The sequence below is a fragment of the Paenibacillus sp. FSL R5-0744 genome, assembly GCF_037972555.1.
Classification (GTDB): Bacteria; Bacillota; Bacilli; order Paenibacillales; family Paenibacillaceae; genus Paenibacillus_AQ.
The window spans coordinates 3553037-3570438 of record NZ_CP150228.1; the positions used below are offsets into that span (position 1 = coordinate 3553037).

Genomic DNA, 17402 nt, shown 5'->3' on the forward strand with positions numbered 1-17402 from the left:
GAGATTGGCTGATGATGAAGAACTTAGTACCAAAAAAAAGGAGAAAAAAACTACATGTTGATCAAAAGTGTTAAGGATCTTGAATTACAAGAGTTTACAACTTGCTTTAACGAAGCCTTCTCCGATTATGTAATTCCATTTCATGTTTCTTCGGAGTATTTAGCTGATAAATTTGCAGGTGCGGGAGTTAATTATCAGATGTCGTTTGGTGCTTTTGATCAAGAGAAGCTGGTTGCATTTGTTATGCATGGCATCGGGGATCGTAACGGCGAAAGTACTGCATTTAATACTGGTACAGGAGTCGTTCCTTTATATAGAGGGAGACGGCTAGTCGAACAAATTTATCGTCATGCTCTTCCCATCCTTAAAGAAGCTCATATTCAAAAGTGTTTGCTTGAAGTGATTCAAACGAATGATAAAGCTATAAAAGCGTATACCGCCATAGGATTTCAAATTCATAGAGAATTGGCTTGTTTCAAGGGACGTATTGATGTCACCCTTCCGGACGATCATAGACATACATTCATTACTATGGTTCGACTGGAAGAATTCGATTGGACATCGGTACATTCTTATTGGAATTTTGAACCTTCTTGGGAACAATCTGTTCATGCAATTTTACGAAATCCGCATTTATACGATGTGGTCACGATAAGGGAAGAGAATAAGATTTGTGGATACGCGGTAATAAAATCGGCCAACGGAGCAGTTGTACAGTTCGGTATTTTGCGAGAAGAAAGAAACCAGGGATTTGGGCGTTCCTTATTTCATTGGATGGGAGAGAGACATTCTATCATCACCGTCAATAATGTAGACAAAAGAGATACAAATTCTATACGTTTCCTTCAAAGTGTTGGTCTTGACGTATACATCGAGCAATATGAAATGGAGAAAGATTTGTCATGACGAAGATGACATTGGCTTTAATTCAAAAACACTGATGATTTGAGTCAGTGTTTTTTTTGTTGCAGAAGGGGGTATATATTAGAGGTTAAAATGAGGAAATATTGTTTTTTTCTAACATCGAAGTAGGAGGAGACTTGTGAAATCATATATACGCTATTGAATCAATAGCTCTTTTGGGTTCTTTTTATGTTATTCACTGAGTTGTCAGAAAGATTTGACCCTTTCTTGAACATTTAGGGATTAAGAGATATCTGTGATTGAATTACTTGCAATTTAAGATAAGATGATTTTAATCATTAGGTCACGTTATTAATTTGACTGCTCAGTATCAGGTAAATCAGGCTCGCCAACTCTTGCTTTGTGAAATTTTTCTCTTTTTACATAGCAAAGAACGAGGAACGTCATACTAAAACGAACAGGCAACGATGTCGCTGAGCCCTGCTAAACCTGATATTGAATGCAGCCCCAGAATTAGCCGGCCTAATCATAAGCATCAAGTTATGACGAAAAATGAACAGCGTTTGAAGGGAGCAGTAAAGAATGGCAATTGATACGGTGCTATGGAGCAGGCTGGTGACAGGCTTGACTCTCGGGTTCCACGTTATTTTTGCGACGATTGGCGTCGGTATACCGCTAATGATCGCTATTGCAGAGTTCATCGGGATCCGCAAAAAGGATCCCCATTATACACTTATGGCAAAGAGATGGTCTCGGGGATTTGTCATTTCTGTAGCGGTTGGTGTCGTGACCGGTACAGCCATATCACTACAATTAGCCCTGGTATGGCCGAATTTTATGAAACTGGCTGGGAATGTTATTGCACTTCCGTTATTCATGGAAGTGTTCGCGTTCTTTTTTGAGGCCATCTTCCTGGGCATTTATTTGTATACGTGGGATCGGTTTAAAAATCCGTATATCCATTGGCTGTTGACGATTCCGATTGTCGCCGGGGCAGGCATGTCTGCCGTTTTTATTACGACGGTGAACGGATTCATGAACCAGCCTGGAGGCTTTGTCATGGAAGCGGGCCAATTCACAGCGATTGACCCGGTGCAAGCGATGCTGAATACGGCGACCTTCTCCAAGGTGTTCCATGTATTAAGCTCGGCCTATTTGACAGGAGCTGCCTTGTTAGCCGGGATTGCAGCCTTTGCGATGCTGAGAAAAGGAGTGTCCGCATACCACAAAAAATCCTTGAATCTCATGATGGCGGTCGTTTTGCTGTTCAGCTTGCTGAACACATTAGCTGGTGATGTGTCCGCCAAGTTTTTGGCCGAGCATCAGCCAGAGAAGCTTGCAGCGGCAGAGTGGCATTTTGAGACGGGTAGCGGTGTGGACTTGGTTCTAATGGGATGGCTGAATGCAGAGCATGAAGTGATAGGGGCTCTTCATTTGCCGAAAGTGCTCAGCTTCCTGGCCTTTGGAGACTTTAATGCGGAGGTAACGGGGCTGGAGGAATTCCCCAAGGAAGAATGGCCACCGCTTCTTGTTCACTACCTGTTTGATTTAATGGCTGGAATCGGATTTGCTCTGCTCGCGATTTCAGTCCTGTACTTCCTGTTTGTGTTCTGGAAAAAACGCAATGTGCTTAACAAGTGGATGCTTGGCATCATCGCACTGATCGCACCGCTCGCTTTTCTAGCTGTAGAGCTGGGCTGGTTTTATGCAGAGGTTGGGCGACAGCCGTGGATTATCCGCGGATATATGCGTGTAGAGGAGGCTGCCACGACTTCACCGAATGTAAGAATTATATTCTTCGCCTTATTACTCTTGTACATCGTACTCGGCAGTATGTGTGTAATCGTGCTAAGACGTTTGTTTAACAATAATCCGGCAGAAGCTGAGATGGAGAAATGGATGAAGGAACATCCTAATCAATCTGTGGAAAAGGGGGGCACTGAATGATGAGTTACGAAATAATTGGCATCTCGGTGCTCTGGCTGTTCTTGTACGGCTATTTAATTATAGCTTCCATTGATTTCGGAGCGGGATTCTTCGCCTTTTATGCCCGTTTGACGAAGCAGGATCATCTCATTAATCGTCTGATTTCCCGATATTTATCACCCGTATGGGAGATTACAAATGTATTTTTTATCTTTTTCTATATTGGCATCGTCGGATTTTTTCCGGACACAGCCTATTATTATGGCTCCGCGCTGCTTGTTCCGGGAAGTATTGCAGTTATTCTTCTTGCGATTCGCGGTTCGTTCTACGCTTTTGAAAATTATGGTTCCAAGAAAAACATAGTATATCTTTTTTTGTACGGAGCTACAGGTCTGCTTATTCCGGCTTCGTTGTCAGTGGCACTTACTTTGTCTGAAGGCGGCTTTATTGTGAAGCAGGCTGAGACGGTTTCTCTGGATTACTGGGCGCTGTTTACCAATCCGTTATCGTGGAGCATCGTTGGACTGGCAATCGTGTCCGTTTTGTTCATAAGCGGCTCATTTCTGACTTTTTACGCATCTCGTGCAGAGGATCATTCCGCGTTGAAGCTGATGCGGAACTACGCCCTGTTTTGGAGCACACCGACGATAATTCTCGCACTGACAGCATTTATCTATTTGGGTCAACACAATGAGCGGCATTTTCAAAATATGATGGATTTATGGTGGCTCTTGGCACTTTCCGTTGCTTTCTTCATGATCGCGATGTGGCTGTTATATAACGGACGCCGTTACGGATTAGCTTTCATATGCATCATGCTGCAATTTTTCTGTGCCTTTTTCGCTTATGGGATTGGGCAATACCCTTATATTCTCGATCCGTATATCACGATTCAGAGCAGTGCAACTTCACCAGCAATGGGCTTAGCGTTAGTTGTTGTGTTTATCGGCGGTCTGTGCCTGTTGATCCCATCCCTTATTCTGGTCTTCAAGCTCTTCCTGTTTGATGCGGATTATGTAAAAGGGAAAAAATAAAGCTAATTGATCCATTACGGCGTGTATGAGGTTTCTCTACAAGCCTATATATAAAGGAGGTGTGATCTGTGCCGAGGAAATCCAGTCTGATTTCTCAACAAATGTCTTCACAAAGAAAAAATATGGCCCTCCTCGCGATCCTTTCGCTCGGGCTGGGTACAGCTATTGTGAGTCAGGCTGGACTGCTTGCTGAAGCAGTCCAACGGATTTTTGTGGAGAGAGCTTCATTTTCATCGGTTATCCTGTTGCTCGGCATTCTTCTGGCTGTTATGGCTGTACGCACATTGTTGTCATATGGAAACGGTAAAGTTGGCTTGCGAATGGCTGCCACTGCCAAGACAAATATGCGCGCAGCCGTGCTGCAAAACTTGACCCATGCTTCCATGCCTTCCACCCTTCGTGGACAGACGGGAGGCAAGGTCAGTATTGCTCTTGATGCTGTGGATGAGGCTGATAGTTATTTCAGTCAGTACATGCCGCGTATGATGGAAGCTGCTATCATCCCGATTCTGATTTTGGTCGTTACATTTATCCAACATGCCAACACAGGTTTCATTCTATTATTTACAGCTCCATTCATCCCGCTATTCATGATTTTGGTAGGACTGAAAACGAAGAACAAATCCGAAGAAAAATATGCGCAACTGGCCGAGTTTTCAGGTACGTTTCTGGATTCTCTTCAAGGGCTAGTGACGTTGAAAATATTTGGACGGGCACACCGTCAGCAACAGAAAATTGAACACAGTAGCCTGAGTTACCGTGATGCCACAATGGGCATTTTGAAGATTGCGTTTACGAATACCTTTATGCTGGAATCGATCGTGATGCTAAGCATTGGCATTGTCGCTCTTGAACTGGCCATCCAGTTGCTCGTTTTCAAATCTATGACGTTCCACACCGCCTTTCTCGTGTTGTTGCTCGTTCCCGAGTTTTACAACCTGTTAAAGAATACGGGAACGGCCTTTCACAGTGGCCGGACAAGTATGGGTGCGGTTCGTAAGGTGGAACAGATGCTTGAAGAACCGGCAGGGGAGAGCAGGGACGCGAATAGCATTGAAGGAGCATTAACAACCGATGGAATTAACGAGATCGACAGCATGGATAGGGTCGACAAGGGAAGCAAATTAGAAATTGGAAATTCCAATGATCTTTCAGTACCGCCATCCATGGAAATAGATCATCTTCAGTTTCAATATGCTCCAGATTCATTCAAGCTTGAGACGGGTCGGATCCAGTTTAAACCGGGAGAACATATTGCGATTGTAGGTAAAAGTGGTTCCGGTAAAACGACTTTGCTCCATCTCATTGCCGGTCTGCTGAAACCAGAATCTGGAACGCTTCTGGTGAATGGAAGTCCACTCTCGCAATACGATGAAACCGAATGGTTCGAACATGTTAGCTACATTACACAGCATCCGTATATTTTTGCAGGCACATTTTCTGAAAATATTGCGATTGGTGCTCGTGGGAGCATCTCCAGAGCAGAAATTGAGCGGGCGGGGGAGGAAGCAGGGCTCACTGCGCTTACAGCCCAATTGGAGCATGGATTTGATACCTTTGTTGGTGAAGGAGGCAGGGGACTGTCTGGTGGGGAAAAGCAGCGGCTTGCCTTAGCACGCGCTTTTTTGAAGCGTCCTGCTATCATTTTGTTTGATGAACCCACAGTTGGACTGGATTTGCACACCGAGCGGGTACTGCAACGCTCCATAGCCAAACTGGCAAAAACGGCTACGATGATTACGGTGGCTCACCGATTATATACGATTCAACAAGCCGACAAGATTTTGTTTATGGACAATGGAGTGTTGGTGGACTCCGGACGGCATGAAGAGCTTCTGGGTCGCCTGCCTCAATATGCCGAGATGATTGATGTAGAGCGGAAAGGGGGGATATCCTCATGAATGAACTGGCCGTTCTGTCAAAGGCGATGATTCAGGAGCGTAAGGATATCATTCTTTCGATTTTGGGTGGATTTATCGCCGGCATAGCCGGTGTGGCACTCTTTTCTGCGAGCGGGTATCTAATTTCGCAAACGGTATTTGCGCCACCGCTTTATACTTTAATTGTACTCACCTCGATGGTCAAACTGCTTGGTCTGCTTCGGGCGGCGAGTCGTTATGGAGAACGCTTATATTCTCACCGGGCGACATTCTCCATGCTTAGCCGTTTACGTACATCCTTTTTTGCCAAGCTTATTCCTTTAACGCCTGGTATATTGAACAAAAATCGAAGCGGGGATCTGCTTGCGCGGATCGTTGGGGATGTCGAAAGTTTACAAAATTATTTCTTGCGAGTCGCTTATCCTCCGATCATGGTCGTCATGGTGTTTTTGGCTACGGTGCTGTTTACTTCTACCTTTTCGATCTGGATTGCCGTTTTGTTTGTACTAGGTATGCTGATAACGGCATTCGTTGTACCGGGAATTGTGTTACTCGGGCAGCGGAGAATACATGGACGCGTTCGTGAGCAGAGGGCGCAGCTATCTACGGAAGTTACCGAAGTGTTGTACGGTTTCCGGGATTTGAAAGTATACGGTCAATTGGCACAACGGGAGGAACAGCTTCAGCACGCTTCCGCTGTATTGGCAACTGAACAGCAACGAGCAGCCGGGCACTTGTTGCGCGGGCAATCGATGCACACTTTTGTTACGTTTCTCGTTTCCTGGGGAGTGCTGACGCTCGGCGCCTATTTAATTATGGAAGGAGCGCTTGCAGGAGTATTTCTTGCCATGTTGGTCATGGCATCACAAACCGTATTTGAAGAAGCGACGGCTATGGCCACATTACCCGCCTATAAAGAGGATAGCGAACACGCAGCCAAACGACTGACGGAAACAGTTCAGACCTTTGATGAGCAGTCCTCGCAGCCAAGTGGCACATTGTCTGTTGATCATGCTGTTACGATGGAACTATCCGATGTTACGTTTCAATATGATGGGGAGTGGAGACCGGCGCTCAGGGATGTGTCCCTGCACATTTTACCTGGCTCCAAAACGGCGATTGTCGGGCCGAGTGGGTCAGGAAAATCAACAATTATCGAATTGCTGCTCAAACTGCGAACACCAACGGCTGGCGAGATACGATTAAACGGTATCTCGATGAAGGAACTGGATGAGACGAGCATTTGGCAAACGGCTAATGTGGTATTTCAGCAAAGTCATTTTTTCCGGGGAACGATCCGGGACAACCTGCTGCTGAATGGAGAAGAACATACTGACGAACAATTGTTGGATGTGCTAGCTAAAATGCAGCTGCCCGATACATCGTTGACCGATATGGTGTATGAAAAAGGAGAGAATCTGTCAGACGGCGAGAAGCAGCGGTTGGCTCTGGCGCGAGCGATGCTCCGCAAAGGACGGGTATGGCTTCTGGACGAACCAACTTCATCGCTGGATTATGTGACAGAGCATCACGTTTTGAAGCATCTCTACGCACAGGCGGCTAATGATACGCTTCTCTTGATTTGTCATCGGCTAACCGGATTGGAAGAGATGGACCGAATTGTGGTCATGGACCAAGGCAAGGTAGTCGAAACGGGTTCCTATTCGGAGTTGATGGGGCAAAAAGGCTATTTTTATGAGATGAAACAAATCGAACAGCAAATGATCGGAGAAGTTGGAGTGTGAAGATTTGAAAAGTAGAAACAGTCTTGAACTGAATAGGAAAGCCCAAGACTGTTTCTGCATTTTTACGTCTAACGTTTCGAGATAGATTTTCTGCCAGCAGCAGGCCTTACAACTCGAAGACCTTTAATAGGAGAGGTACTCCGGCCAACATTCTTCTTTTTACCAGGAACTGCCGTGTTGACATTTAAAAACTTAGATTGACTTTGAATATTACTAGATACAATATTAACTGTGTAATTTCTGAAGTTACCAATACTGATTTTTCTCAATCCTAGCCTTCTACAAAGCGGAGCATCACAGTAACCTGCGCCACCACAAAGTTTGAAAGCATTTTGCGGTAGAGTAAGATAATTAACACCTGACCATACAAGACGCCTATCTGAAGATTCAGCATAGTAATATATCTCTCGATTGTTGACTTCCCCACTCAATACCTCTACCGTTTGACCTGGATTTATTGTGTACCAACCTACCGCTTCATACCAGCTGGGCCAAGGTATCAAGGGGTTAGAGTCCTGATTACAGCTTGCAGAGGAGTAATATGCGAAGGCAACATATACAGTTAAACTCGTATTGTTACGAAAACTAAGTCCCATTGCATTCAGCTCCCTTCTTGTTAATAGGATAAAGTATGCAGTTTAATAGGAGAAGGAAATGGACATCAAGAGAAACAATTTCGAATCGATTGGGCTGCTCATGAGTAAACTGACGATTTGGATTTATGAAGTTCTAGCACTACTTATTACAGTTTTATTTCAACAATCGTACCAAGATGAATATCTAAAACAAAAGACTGATTAATTCTCTTGCGGTGTCCAGAAAGCCATTTTATGGCTGTTTAGGGCACCTTTCGTTTTTTATATAAGATCTAGGTAAACACCAAAATCCGTTTTTTCTTTGAATCTACTACAGAAAATGTGATGATACATAGTCTTGATATTCCTAAGGTTTATGAAGAAGATGAACGCATTTATGCTGTGTAGGGGGTTGCAGGCTTTGTCTATGATGCGGCTCTAACTGACTATGAATTTTCACATACAACAAAAGAAAAAAATATTTAAAGTAAGTAACTATGGCTTAATACATAAACAATTGCTGTCACATTTTGGGTCGAGCTCTTCGTTGTATAGAGTGAAAGGGGGGGAGACAGCTTGAATGATACGGAGTTAAGTCAGATCATTGCAGATGTGTTGGATGGGGACACAGAAAAATTCGAAAAAATCATGGAGGTTTATCAAAAACCGATTTTTCTCTACTGTTATCATATGCTGGGCAATTACGCCGAAGCCGAGGATAACGCACAGGAAGTATTTTTGAAGACATTCCGCACGTTGAAGAAATATACCCAATATCAAATAGATTTTGGCGCCTGGGTATACAAGATTGCCTACCATCAATGTATCGACATCATCCGTAAGCGAAAGTTGGTGAAATATTTGCCTTTCTTTTACCAGGATGAGAAAGAAAATAATGAAGTCGACTTGCATATTGAAGCCAACTATTTTGATGAATCCGTACATCAAGCCATGGCAAAATTATCGGCGGAAGAGCGTAATTTGTTAATCTTACGTTGTGTCGAGGATAAAAGCTACCAGGAGATCGGATTGATTCTCGGCAAAAACAGTGCCAGCCTTCGTAAAAAGTACGAACGTGCATCTGCAAAATTTCGAAAGTATTATGCTCAAGTGAAGGGAGTGGGAGTGTATGAATATGGACAGGGATCGGGATTTGAAAAGACTGTTTGATGACCCGCGCATTCCCGACGCCGACTTGACAGGAAAAGTAATGAGAATATTACATGCTAAGCCAAAAGAAAAGGAGAGGTTTTTTATGAAATATAAAGTTGTTTTGACTGCGTGTGTAGGGATGATGTTAATGGCCTCCACAGGTTATGCGGCAGTTCAATATCATTCTTTGACGAATAAGGATGGCGAAGTCGTATATGAGACTAAATCGACGAAAGATTACGGAAAAACAGAATCGAAAGATGAGATAGAGCGTTACAAGGCATTTTATGAACTTAAGGATAAGGTGCTAAAGAACGGGGAAGCTGGGCTGTTCTATATGGTTGCCAATAATCCGAATCATGAAACAATTCTTGGAACGAAGGTGACTATCTTCCAAGATCTTTCTCAATTGAGAGATAAGATTACGGATAAATCCATTAAGATCGCAGACAAAGTCAATGGAAATTATACATTCCAAAAGGCGGACGTAATCTTTAAAAATGCTCAGGAAGTGAATCCTCCTTCTTCGGAAGAAAAAAAGAAAATGGCAGAAAAGCTGAGAAAGCAGGCGGAAGAATCCAATCAGGGATATGCCATGATGCCGGTTGAAATGACAGATCAGTTTTTCCTTCTCTTTGCTACGTATCAAAATGGCGAAGATAAAATCGGGGTTAATATCACTAATCTGAGTGGAAAGAGCGATCCTACAATGTATATTGACGAGAAGGTTGAATTTAAGCAGGAGAAGGTTCAAGTGAAGGGAGTAGAAATGCTGCATACAGAATTTGCTCCTTCGCAGACGCACGAGCTGAAATGGGTATACGAGAGCCCAGACAAAAAGGTGAAATACGCCTATACTTTACGTGGAGACATAAATAAAGTAAGCAAAGAAACTTTGATGAAAATTGCAAAAGGCTATTTGGAATAATAAATATTAAAAACAACGGGAATCTTCTCCAAATCTAGTTGGGGTTGATCATAGTCGGTTCTAAGCGCCCATTTTAATTCCGTTGAACAATTCAAAAGAACGGCCGCTGTTCGCATCGTTTGCGACAGGGCCGTTCTTTTGTTTTTCATAGGTTAGCTGTAAATTGCTATTCTTGCCAAACACTCATAGGGTCCCATGGCTTGATCTGATTGCCATATTTTCCAGCCAAAAAAGCTTTCATGTCTTCCAGCTTAGCAGGCACCTCGTTCCAAATTGGAAGGGGTGGTAACCCTCGTTTGCTTTTCAATAGGATGTCCACTGTAACATACAAGCGTTCTGGCTGAATCCAATGAAGGAAGCGGGAAATATCAATTTGCTTGGTCAGGGACAAGGCATCAATTTCGTCATTGTAATGCTTGTTGAACTCGCTGATCAAGTTCAAGAGGTAGTCTCTCTGCTCCTTCACGAAGTCCAGGCCACAGATGGCGCCATGTCCTGGAACAACGATTTCGGGTTTAATTTCATCAATAATGCGATCAAGCACTTTAACCCAATTGAGGGTTCCCTCTTCGCTGTATGCCGTACACCCGTTAAACACGACATCGCCGGCGAACAGCACTTTTTCTTTTGGCATCCACATCAGCAAGTCACTGTCAGAGTGGGCGGGAGCTACGTTGTAAATCATAACTTCCGTTTCGCCAAGACGGATGTTGATATCGTCCTTTATCTCAATATTCGGGAGCACCCATTCTACGCCTTCCAGGTCGAATCCTTCAAATTCCGCTGCAAAAAACCGCTCGCCCGAAGTCGATTCCGGAGAATCCTTTCCTCTTCTGATGACGTTATCCATCCAAGCGATATTTTCGGTGAGACGCTCTCTGGACGCTTCCTTGTGCATAATAATGCAAGCATCTTCAAACACTTTGTTTCCCCAGGCATGATCACTGTTATAGTGCGAGTTCACCACATATGCGGGAGAGCCACCGTTACTTACTTCATTAAAAGCCTCCCGCATTTCCCGTGCATGGAACAAATCGAAGAACGTGTCATACACCAGCCCTTCACCCTTGTTGATGAACCCGGCATTGGCCCAACTGATGCCGCGATACGGCGAAATACCGGCAAAGACGCCATCTGCGACTTCAAAAAATTTAACGCGAGGTTTTTGGATAATACGTCCATACTTCATGAAAATTCTCCTTTGTGTATATGTTTTTGGGGTAAAGCATGCCTTTATTATAGAGAGTGGAAAACATAAATGCAAGCATGTACTTGCATGCATTCGCTCCATGTAATATGATGTAACAGAACAACATCACACTACATGCATGGAGGCGCTGCAACATGAAACTAGTAACCTTTCAAACCAAGACATCCCAGGAACCTTTGTTTGGGCTTGTAATTAACGAGAAATTTGTCGTGTCTTTTGCCGCAATCATGAAAAAGCAGGGAACATTCGTTGACAGTCTTGAAAGTATGGACAGCTATCTTCATTATTTACCGTCAAGTTATGATGCCGCTAAGGAATTAATGCAATATGCGGTCGAACAGTCGCATCAATTTAATAAAAATGAAATCTGCCCGATTGTAGCGGTAAAACTGCTGCCGCCAGTTCCAAATCCGGCTGCGCTTATCGATTTCGGACTGACACCAAGACATCTGAGAAATGCTGGCGTAAATCTGCTGCAAAGAGAATATACAGGGCCGGAAAGAGAAGAGCTTACACGTAAAATTTTCGAAAAATTCCAGCAAGATCTGAATAAAGTAACTTTCAGTTATTATAAGTGTAACCATAATGCATTAATTGGCGATGGGGATACGATTCATTGGCCTTCGTACTCTTCCTACCTGGATATCGAGCCGGAGCTGGCCTTTGTTACAGGGAAGGGGAACTGCATTGCAGGTTATGTTATTTTTAACGACAGTACTGTCCGCGATGTGCAGTGGCCGGATTTCCAGGCGATGACCGGACCGACGCGCTGCAAAGATTTCGATCGCAGCAAAGGAATAGGACCATTTCTGGTAACGCCGGATGAAATCGACAACCCGCTGGCACTGGATGTGGATGTACGCATCGGGGAGAGACTGCACTGGAAGGGAAGCACATCCGAGTATTCTGCACACCCTGCAAAAGTGATGGAGGAGGTTCTCAAAGTTTTCACGCCACTCCCGGGCACGATTATAGGAATGGGGACGATACCGGATTGCTGCGCAATCGAGACCGAAGAATGGCTGTTGCCCTCTGACCGAATCCAGATTACATTTGATAAATTAGGCACGCTCACGCAATTGGTGCCTAATCATGTCAAGATTACGGAACCAAGCCGCTGGGAAAAAAGAAGCGATTTGCCTTAAAAAACGTTTATCAAAATGATGAACCCCGACCCTGCTGCATATGCAAAACTTGTAGTAGAATAGGATTAACATATGCAAAAGGAGAAATACAATGCAAACTTCAGACAGAATCATTGAAGCCGCGACACAGCTCATCAAAAAGAAGGGCTATCGGGGAGTAAGCACCAAAGCCATTGCAACGGAAGCTAAAGTCAATGAATCTACGATTTTCCGGCAATTTGGAAGCAAGCAAGGCATATTGGAAACCATCATTGAAAGACATTCGGATATCCCGCAATTTGAGAAGCTGTTAAAAGAGGACGCGACCGATAACCCGGAAATCGATCTGCTGAATGTAAGTCAGCAGTACCGTTTGTTTTTCCATAAAAATGCGGACATCATTTTGATTGGCATCCGCGACAAAGGAATGCTTCCCGAATTAGACAGAGTGCTAGCCGATCCGCCGGCGAAGCTTCACTCCTTGCTGGTTGAATATTTTCAACGCTTGCAGAATAAAAAAGTTATAGCCAGACAGGATGAGCGTCTTGTCGCAATGTCTTTTCTCTCGATGTGCTACGGATTTCAGATGAGCGAGCTGATTCACCGGCAATATCAATCCCAACTCGTCACCGAGGAAGAGTTCTACAAGCACAGTGTCTCATTGTTTGTTAAAGGAATTTTGGCTCAGTCATAAGCACTATTGATTTATTTAATGAGAAGTCTAAACTTACGAGAACGGGCTGAGGCTGGAAACTCGGTGTTACTATCCATTCATCTAATGGAAGAGCATGCAGCGACGGTTGATGATGTGATGATTATTAAGCATGGAACAATCGTTGCTGATGGAACATTGGAGAAGTAAAAGGTAATCCTTCCACGCTGGAGGATGCCTTTTTTGCTCATGAATGTAGTTTTTAGTAATGGAAAATAAAATACGTGGATGCATTATATAAAAAACATGTCTCATTAAATTAAGCCCAATTTTCTCTAGGGCTTTTTTTGTTTGAGACCTCAGGATTGTATTTGGTCTATACTCAAACTTTCGAGTCAGAGTTATTGTACAGCTTTAAATCAAGACAATCATGCCTATTGTATTGAAATTATCCAAGGCTGTATTTACTTAAAATCTTATAAGAAATTCTTGAAATCACAGAAATTTATTCGGGTAGTGGGATGCTATTATACAAATATAAATAAAGACGAGGTGATGATATGCAAGCAAAATTGGCAGCGGACGCCATTCCCCTCACCAAAAAGCGGAATTCATGGATAAGAACGATAAAAAAGTATAAAGTGATGTACGCTCTCTTGTTCCCGGCATTACTTTACTTTGCCGTTTTCAAATACGTTCCTATGGCGGGAATCATTATTGCTTTTAAAAACTATAACCTAGCATTGGGACTATGGGATAGTCCATGGGTGGGATTTAGAAATTTTACAGATTTTATGAACGGCGTTTATTTCTGGGACATCATGAGAAATACGATAATCATATCGCTGTATAAGCTATTGTTCGGTTTCTCAGCTCCTATCATACTTGCTTTGCTGCTCAATGAAGTTTATACCCAATGGTTTAAGAAAATCGTACAAACGATCACTTATTTACCCCACTTTCTATCATGGGTCATTGTTTATGGAATGATGGTGGCATTATTAGCCCCAGGGGATGGTCTTTTTAACATGATTTTGAAGGAAGCTGGAGTTGAACCCATCTCATTCCTAACGGAACCTGCCTGGGGCAGACTGCTGATCATCTTATCTGAAATATGGAAGGATATTGGATGGGGAGCGATATTGTACCTTGCAGCACTAGCAGGAATCGATCCAAGCTTATATGAAGCGGCTAGAATTGATGGCGCTTCCAAATGGAGACAGCTATGGCATGTAACACTTCCCGGCATTCGAGGCGTGATGATTCTGATGCTGATCCTTAAATTAAGCCATATTCTGGATGCTGGTTTTGACCAAATATTCATGTTTGCCAACAGCTTTAATCAGGAGAAGATCGACATTATCGACACATGGGTATACCGTGAAGGGCTCGAGCGACTTAAGATTGGCTTGGCTACTGCTGTGGGATTGTTTAAAGCGGTCATCGGATTTGTTTTAGTGTTGGCAGCGAATAAGCTCGCCAAAAAATTCGATGGGCAAATTTGGTGAGGTGGTTATCAAAATGATCAATTTGACAATCGGAGAGAAAGTCTGGCAAGCCGTCGTTTATTTTATTCTTATTTTGCTAGCTCTACTTTGCTTACTACCCTTTCTATATGTGGTTGCTGTTTCAGTGACGCCAGAATCGGAAGTGTTAAGAAGAGGAATTGTTATTATACCAGAAACCTTTACCTTTCTAGCCTATAAAGAAGTATTCATTTCTCATGGTATCGGGCAGGCGTATAAAATTACATTGTTTCGAACAATAGTAGGCACTGCTCTCAATGTGTTCTTTACGGTAATAGCGGCATATCCGTTATCCAAAAAATATTTGCCGGGTCGAAGCCCATTTTTACTATTCATTGTCTTTACCATGATGTTTGGGGGAGGATTAATTCCGACTTATTTACTAGTCCGCTCTCTGGGATTGCTAAACAGTCCGTGGGTATTGATTATTCCAAATCTCATTAGTGCATTTAATCTGGTGATCATTAAAGGCTTTTTCGAGCAATTGCCTGCTGAAATCGAGGAATCAGCGAGGGTAGACGGTGCAAGTGAGCTTCAGTCGTTATGGCGGATCATTTTACCCCTGTCCTTGCCCGTCCTTTCCACAATTTCCTTATTTTACGCAGTCGGGCATTGGAATAGTTATTTCGATGCTATTGTTTATATCAATGATTCCAACTTAATGCCGCTTCAAGTGATCTTGCGCAACATCCTGCTTAACGTCGCAACCCAAAGTGCTGATTCGCTTGCCAATACCGGAGCTGTTAGTACGTTCGCTATACAAATGGCAGCAGTTGTCGTGACTACAGTTCCGATTTTGATCGTTTACCCATTTATGCAAAAGCATTTTACCAAAGGTGTACTCTTGGGATCTGTTAAAGGTTAAAAAGAAATTCCAACCTGAGTTGTTACGGGGAAACCGTGATAATATAGAAGCAAAGGAGAGGTCATTATGCAACGTAAAGCGATTACATTTGCTATTCTGACAGCAATGGTCGGTGTGGGAACGGTATTGTCAGGATGTGGGGACAAAAAAGAGGTTACATCGTCAGCTACGGGTAATTCACAAGGCCAGTCTAGTCCCTTTGAAAAAAAATTGAAAATTTCGATGTTTAACCAAGGCACTTTCAATGCTGCTGCTCCGATTCCTCCCCGTGAAGAAGATATCCAACGACAAATGTTGGAGAAAGCAGTAAATATCGACTTGGAAATGATGATTCCTCAATCAGGTCAAGCAACGACTAAATTAAATACGCTCATTGCTGGAGGAGATATTCCAGATTTGATTTTCTTGAAAAGCCGGGCTGATCTCGCGCAATATTATGACCAAGGCGTTCTTGCGGATTTGACACCGTATCTGGATCAATTTCCTGAATTACAGAAACGTTTTAGCAACGACTCCTGGGAGGCGATGTCCTATCAAGGAAAAACCATTGGGGTTCCAGGTTATGATAATGTAAATGGTATCAGTCGAAGCTTCTTCATTCGCAATGATTGGCTGAAAAAGTTGAATATGGAAGTGCCAACGACACCTGACGAGTTATTCGAAGTTATGAAAGCCTTTACAGAGAAAGACCCGGACGGTAATGGCAAAAACGATACTTACGGATTCATAGGCGGCATGAATAAAGAAGGCAATCTGCAAACCTACGGCTTCGATAGTTTGATGTGGATGTTTGGCGTCAATCCTCCATCAGCCATTGATGTGAAAGACAATGAACCGGTGTTCCTGTATACCGACCCAAAAATGAAAGAGGCGCTCACTTATATCAATAAAATGATGGAAGCCAAAGTTGTAGATCCAGACTGGGTGACGATGAATACTCCCGATTTGTTGGACCAAAAGTTATTTAAGGGTAAAGTTGGCTTCATGATAAGAGATGCACGCAGGCTGGAACCGGATTATCAGCAGAAAATGAAAGAAATCAGTGGAGAGGTACCGGAATGGATCGTCATTCCTCCAATGATAGGTCCTTATGGTGATCAAATTGTAGAGAGAAAATCGTTCCAAGGCAATTCATGGGCCATATCCAAGAAAGCGGATAAGGACAAAATCATTCGGATCTTATCCATGCTGAATTATCTCTTTACGGACAAAGAAGCATATCCGAATTTTGCATACGGAATTAAAGGGATTCATTGGGATTTAGTGGACGGCAAGATCAAGAATAAAACCTCCGAATTATCAAAGGAAATGAAAGAAAAGTACCTATGGGTTGACCATTATAGAATGCCGCGTCGTGGTGATGATGCTGAGTACTTCAGCTTCCAGAATCCTAAGACGGCAGAAGCTTTTGAGAACAATCAGAAGTACGTGGCGCCTACTTTGCCCGGGAATTTATTGACTGAAGACCCGAACGATACATTGGCAGCTGACCGCCAACGTTTCATTAATGAAAGTTTGGTCAAATTTATGACCGGAAAGGATCCTCTTTCTAACTGGGAGAATTTCCTCAATACGTTGGATACCAAGTTTGACATGCAGAAATATAAGGACACAGTAATCAAGCAATTTAAAGAAGCGGGCTTAATTAAGTAAATCAAGTAGAAACGGCTTCGCCGTCCTTTTAAAGGACGGTACCGTTTCAGCGAGAAAGATAAGGAACATTTATGCGCGAAGCATATAAATTCTTATCTCTTAAACAAAGAGAGAGGCTATAAATAGCCCCTCTCTTTATTGAAATATAAGAAAGTATAAGTTTTACTTTATACTTTTTCCTTCTATTTTTCGAAGAAACGCTTATCGTCCTTAAAAAGGACGCCGAAGGCGTTTCTTCTTGTCATATGCTATTATTTGTTTAAAAGGA

The 17402-nt window shown here is 43.1% G+C and carries 17 protein-coding genes; 14 read left to right on the top strand and 3 right to left on the bottom strand.

Going from position 1 to position 17402, the window contains the following annotated elements; all coding sequences use genetic code 11:
• Window positions 1–54 precede the first annotated feature (54 nt).
• The 5 genes from MKY19_RS15505 to cydC all read left to right on the top strand — a co-directional run bounded on the left by MKY19_RS15505 (window position 55) and on the right by cydC (window position 7449).
• A complete protein-coding gene (locus tag MKY19_RS15505; protein WP_076283694.1) occupies window positions 55–906 on the top strand; it encodes a GNAT family N-acetyltransferase in 852 nt (283 codons plus the stop codon).
• A 540-nt stretch (window positions 907–1446) separates the two neighbouring features.
• Window positions 1447–2811 (top strand): cytochrome ubiquinol oxidase subunit I, encoded by a 1365-nt coding sequence (locus MKY19_RS15510; protein ID WP_149645730.1) that lies wholly within the window; start codon window positions 1447–1449, stop codon window positions 2809–2811.
• Window positions 2808–3824 (top strand): cytochrome d ubiquinol oxidase subunit II, encoded by a 1017-nt coding sequence (locus MKY19_RS15515; protein ID WP_042188427.1) that lies wholly within the window; start codon window positions 2808–2810, stop codon window positions 3822–3824. The genes MKY19_RS15510 and MKY19_RS15515 overlap by 4 nt, the downstream gene beginning before the upstream one ends.
• Before the next feature lie 68 nt (window positions 3825–3892).
• Entirely contained in the window at window positions 3893–5725 is a 1833-nt protein-coding gene (gene cydD, locus MKY19_RS15520) for a thiol reductant ABC exporter subunit CydD (RefSeq protein ID WP_339795860.1), read from the top strand.
• Window positions 5722–7449, top strand: coding sequence for a thiol reductant ABC exporter subunit CydC (gene cydC / locus MKY19_RS15525; protein ID WP_339795862.1), 1728 nt, complete (start codon window positions 5722–5724; stop codon window positions 7447–7449). Before cydD ends, cydC begins: the two co-directional genes overlap by 4 nt.
• Before the next feature lie 68 nt (window positions 7450–7517).
• On the opposite strand, the gene MKY19_RS15530 is transcribed toward cydC, so the two are convergent.
• Entirely contained in the window at window positions 7518–8045 is a 528-nt protein-coding gene (locus tag MKY19_RS15530; protein ID WP_339795865.1) for a DUF1036 domain-containing protein, read from the bottom strand.
• A 58-nt stretch (window positions 8046–8103) separates the two neighbouring features.
• Between MKY19_RS15530 and MKY19_RS15535 the strand changes: the two genes are divergently transcribed.
• The 3 genes from MKY19_RS15535 to MKY19_RS15545 all read left to right on the top strand — a co-directional run bounded on the left by MKY19_RS15535 (window position 8104) and on the right by MKY19_RS15545 (window position 10104).
• Window positions 8104–8250: a hypothetical protein gene (locus tag MKY19_RS15535; RefSeq protein WP_339795867.1), complete on the top strand. Its 147-nt coding sequence runs from the start codon at window positions 8104–8106 to the stop codon at window positions 8248–8250.
• A 350-nt stretch (window positions 8251–8600) separates the two neighbouring features.
• Window positions 8601–9194 (top strand): RNA polymerase sigma factor, encoded by a 594-nt coding sequence (locus MKY19_RS15540; RefSeq protein ID WP_042188431.1) that lies wholly within the window; start codon window positions 8601–8603, stop codon window positions 9192–9194.
• A gap of 85 nt (window positions 9195–9279) precedes the next feature.
• A complete protein-coding gene (locus tag MKY19_RS15545; protein WP_339241155.1) occupies window positions 9280–10104 on the top strand; it encodes a hypothetical protein in 825 nt (274 codons plus the stop codon).
• On the opposite strand, the gene MKY19_RS15550 is transcribed toward MKY19_RS15545, so the two are convergent.
• On the bottom strand, window positions 10092–10253 hold the full coding sequence (locus MKY19_RS15550) for a hypothetical protein (protein WP_339795869.1): 162 nt from the start codon (window positions 10251–10253) through the stop codon (window positions 10092–10094). The genes MKY19_RS15545 and MKY19_RS15550 overlap by 13 nt on opposite strands.
• Before the next feature lie 17 nt (window positions 10254–10270).
• Window positions 10271–11293 (bottom strand): MBL fold metallo-hydrolase, encoded by a 1023-nt coding sequence (locus tag MKY19_RS15555; RefSeq protein WP_339795872.1) that lies wholly within the window; start codon window positions 11291–11293, stop codon window positions 10271–10273.
• A gap of 155 nt (window positions 11294–11448) precedes the next feature.
• On the opposite strand from MKY19_RS15555, the gene MKY19_RS15560 reads away from it, so the two are divergent.
• From MKY19_RS15560 to MKY19_RS15585, 6 genes are all read left to right on the top strand, one after another.
• Entirely contained in the window at window positions 11449–12459 is a 1011-nt protein-coding gene (locus MKY19_RS15560; protein WP_339795874.1) for a fumarylacetoacetate hydrolase family protein, read from the top strand.
• Window positions 12460–12550: 91 nt separating this feature from the next.
• Entirely contained in the window at window positions 12551–13132 is a 582-nt protein-coding gene (locus tag MKY19_RS15565) for a TetR/AcrR family transcriptional regulator (protein WP_042188435.1), read from the top strand.
• A 6-nt stretch (window positions 13133–13138) separates the two neighbouring features.
• Window positions 13139–13300 (top strand): hypothetical protein, encoded by a 162-nt coding sequence (locus MKY19_RS15570; protein ID WP_339795876.1) that lies wholly within the window; start codon window positions 13139–13141, stop codon window positions 13298–13300.
• Between the two features lie 350 nt (window positions 13301–13650).
• Window positions 13651–14598 carry an ABC transporter permease subunit gene (locus tag MKY19_RS15575; RefSeq protein ID WP_042188436.1) on the top strand — a complete coding sequence of 316 codons (948 nt, stop codon included), beginning with the start codon at window positions 13651–13653 and terminating at the stop codon, window positions 14596–14598.
• A 13-nt stretch (window positions 14599–14611) separates the two neighbouring features.
• The gene (locus MKY19_RS15580; protein WP_313636918.1) at window positions 14612–15481 is read left to right on the top strand and encodes a carbohydrate ABC transporter permease; all 870 of its coding nucleotides are present in this window, start codon (window positions 14612–14614) and stop codon (window positions 15479–15481) included.
• 66 nt (window positions 15482–15547) lie between these two features.
• Window positions 15548–17134 (top strand): extracellular solute-binding protein, encoded by a 1587-nt coding sequence (locus MKY19_RS15585; RefSeq protein WP_339795881.1) that lies wholly within the window; start codon window positions 15548–15550, stop codon window positions 17132–17134.
• Window positions 17135–17402 lie beyond the last annotated feature (268 nt).

What these genes read in the sequence shown, in the direction of transcription:
- MKY19_RS15515 (WP_042188427.1), top strand. Translation starts at nt 2,808, where the DNA reads ATGATGAGTTACGAAATAATTGGCATCTCGGTGCTCTGGCTGTTCTTG.
- MKY19_RS15510 (WP_149645730.1), top strand. Translation starts at nt 1,447, where the DNA reads ATGGCAATTGATACGGTGCTATGGAGCAGGCTGGTGACAGGCTTGACT.
- MKY19_RS15535 (WP_339795867.1), top strand. Translation starts at nt 8,104, where the DNA reads ATGGACATCAAGAGAAACAATTTCGAATCGATTGGGCTGCTCATGAGT.
- MKY19_RS15585 (WP_339795881.1), top strand. Translation starts at nt 15,548, where the DNA reads ATGCAACGTAAAGCGATTACATTTGCTATTCTGACAGCAATGGTCGGT.
- cydC (WP_339795862.1), top strand. Translation starts at nt 5,722, where the DNA reads ATGAATGAACTGGCCGTTCTGTCAAAGGCGATGATTCAGGAGCGTAAG.
- MKY19_RS15560 (WP_339795874.1), top strand. Translation starts at nt 11,449, where the DNA reads ATGAAACTAGTAACCTTTCAAACCAAGACATCCCAGGAACCTTTGTTT.
- MKY19_RS15575 (WP_042188436.1), top strand. Translation starts at nt 13,651, where the DNA reads ATGCAAGCAAAATTGGCAGCGGACGCCATTCCCCTCACCAAAAAGCGG.
- MKY19_RS15505 (WP_076283694.1), top strand. Translation starts at nt 55, where the DNA reads ATGTTGATCAAAAGTGTTAAGGATCTTGAATTACAAGAGTTTACAACT.
- MKY19_RS15550 (WP_339795869.1), bottom strand. Translation starts at nt 10,253, where the DNA reads ATGAAAAACAAAAGAACGGCCCTGTCGCAAACGATGCGAACAGCGGCC.
- MKY19_RS15545 (WP_339241155.1), top strand. Translation starts at nt 9,280, where the DNA reads ATGAAATATAAAGTTGTTTTGACTGCGTGTGTAGGGATGATGTTAATG.
- MKY19_RS15530 (WP_339795865.1), bottom strand. Translation starts at nt 8,045, where the DNA reads ATGGGACTTAGTTTTCGTAACAATACGAGTTTAACTGTATATGTTGCC.
- MKY19_RS15565 (WP_042188435.1), top strand. Translation starts at nt 12,551, where the DNA reads ATGCAAACTTCAGACAGAATCATTGAAGCCGCGACACAGCTCATCAAA.
- MKY19_RS15580 (WP_313636918.1), top strand. Translation starts at nt 14,612, where the DNA reads ATGATCAATTTGACAATCGGAGAGAAAGTCTGGCAAGCCGTCGTTTAT.
- MKY19_RS15555 (WP_339795872.1), bottom strand. Translation starts at nt 11,293, where the DNA reads ATGAAGTATGGACGTATTATCCAAAAACCTCGCGTTAAATTTTTTGAA.